General features: G+C 72.4%; 2 protein-coding genes. Both read right to left on the minus strand.

The genetic code is table 11. The features are described 5' to 3' along the window. Positions 1-469: FAD-dependent oxidoreductase (locus AC08OJ_RS05865; RefSeq protein ID WP_476595233.1), on the minus strand; the 469-nt coding region annotated here is incomplete at its 3' end. Positions 470-586: 117 nt separating this feature from the next. Continuing rightward, complete coding sequence (locus AC08OJ_RS05870; RefSeq protein WP_476595234.1) at positions 587-2,032, minus strand: hypothetical protein; 1,446 nt, start codon at positions 2,030-2,032, stop codon at positions 587-589. Between the last annotated feature and the right edge of the window lie 204 nt (positions 2,033-2,236).

Consider the following 2,236-nt stretch of genomic DNA (forward strand, 5'->3'; position numbering starts at 1 on the left):
TCTCCTCGGCGACCGTGCGAAACACCTCGTCGGAGTACGTCGTCGTCGGGTTGGGATTCACCCCGAGCATGCGTTCGGCCTGGTCGAAGAACGGCTCCAGCTCACGGCGCCAGTCGGTGATGTCCCGCCACTGCGGGTCGGTATAGAAGGCGTCGAGCGGGCGGTACAGCGTGTTCGCGTAGACGACCGAGCCGCCACCGACCGCCGTTCCGGACAGCACCACGACCCGACCCAACCAGGTGATCTTCTGGATGCCGTGGCAGCCCAACCGCGGCAGCCACAGGTACCGGCGAACGTGCCAGCTGTTCTTCGGCAGCGTGCCCGGGGTGAACCGGCGACCGGCCTCCAGCACGAGGACACGATGGCCCTTCTCCGCGAGCCGTAGCGCGCTGACGCTGCCGCCGAACCCGCTCCCGATCACGATCACGTCGGCGTCATAGCCGCCGTCCGACCGGGAATCAGTCACCATGACTTCCCATGATGGGCTGTCGCTGGGACTATGCAACACCATCCGCCACCGACCGTCACCATCCGCCGCCCGCCGCCACGCGCTGCGGCGGGCGAGCCGGACCACGGGTCGACCGGCTCAGGCCGCGCCGTCAGCCGCCGACTGGCTCGCCATCTGGGCATGCGCGCGTCCCGCGCGAGCGGCCTCCTCGATGGCCTCCAGCGGTGGCCGCGGGATCGACACGGGCGGCGCCTCGGATTCCGGGCGGGCGGCTCGGGACCCGTAGGCCTCCCATCCTGGGCGTCCGGGCGCGGGTCCCTTCTCCTTCGCGGAGCGGGTGTAGCGCCCGCGCCCCTGGTTCGGGACGGTGGAACCCGGCGTCGGTCCGGTCCTGATCCCCCGGTTCTCCAGGCAGGCGCGGCAGTTGCAGTCGGCAGACGCCCTGGGCAGGCGATCGAGCCGCCAGGACAGATTGTCGATCTCGTCGCCGTCCCCGACCAGGACACCGGTCGTGATGATGTGCACTAGATGCAGGGCCAGTTCGACCGGTTCCCAGCTGTCTTCCTCCAGGATCACCCGCAGTTTCTGGTAGATGGCCAGGTAGTCGGACGTCGGGCGCCGCATCGCGTTCGCGAGGACCGTGATCACCTGGCTGGCGGCCAGGGTCATCGGCTCGGGCGGCGGAGGGGGCAACGGGACTGTCGGGGCGGCCCGCTCCGGTTCGGCGGCCCGCTCCGGTTCGGGGGTCGACGCGTCCGCTGCCCCAGTGGTCTCGTCCGTCAGGACGCGTGGCTCGTCCGTCACAGCCCCGCGGGTGGCGGGATCAACGGTGCCCACGGCCGGGGCCGGTTGGGTGTCGCCGTCCGGTCGGGTGTCACCCGGCTCCGGCTGGTCTGAACGGGCGGTATCCGGATCATCCGAACCGGCGGTGTCCGGGCGGTCCGGGCGGTCGGCGCCCCTCGAGGGGGCGAGGTTGACCGCCGGGCTGGCGGTACCAGGCGAGCCATCGCTCGCCACGGACGCCATCGCCCGGGAACGACGGCCGACCGCAGACGCCGTCCGCATACCGACCCGGCTACGGCGACCGCCGCGGCGCCGACGGGCGGGCGCGGCCGAGGCTGCGGTTGCCGAGCCGGCCTCCGATGCCGCCGGGGCCGATGCCGCCGACGAGGAGGCGACGTCGGCCTCGACCAAGCGGACCTCACCTGCCCGCACGGCGGCCTCGGGGATGCTCAGGGCTAACCGCGTCGTCCTGCCGGCCGCGGGCCGGGCCACCGTCGCCAACCAGCCCTGGTTGCGCAGCCTGGTGATCTGGCGCTGCACGTGGGTCCGGCTGTAACCGGTCTCCGCGACCAGGGTGACCAGGCCGGGGGCGCTCACCGCGGCACCGGCGGGCGCCGCCGGCGGAACCTCGGCGACGTGGCTCGCCAGCGTCAACGCGACCAGCTTCGCCGCCGATGGCAGGGCCGCCCGCAGCACCGCCCGCTGCCATCCCCCGCGATCGGACACCAGCGTGCCCGACTCCTGCGCACGGACCAGAACCAGAGCACCGGGGAGGGCAAGCTGGGTCACGGCCGACGCCACGTGCCTCCCTTCCTCGGCGGGGTCACTCGAAGCTGACGGACTGCGCCCGCCCGAGCGGATCAGGGCAGGTTGCCCGGGGATCATGCCGACCTGGACGGGTTCGGTGAGTCGGGGACCGGTCGACGTCTGTCCAGGCACGGTACTCCGTGCCTGGACGGGAGGATCCTGGGGAGGGCCACCACATTCACATGAAGAGGACATGAC

The organism is Frankia sp. CgKIO3, from assembly GCF_977946435.1.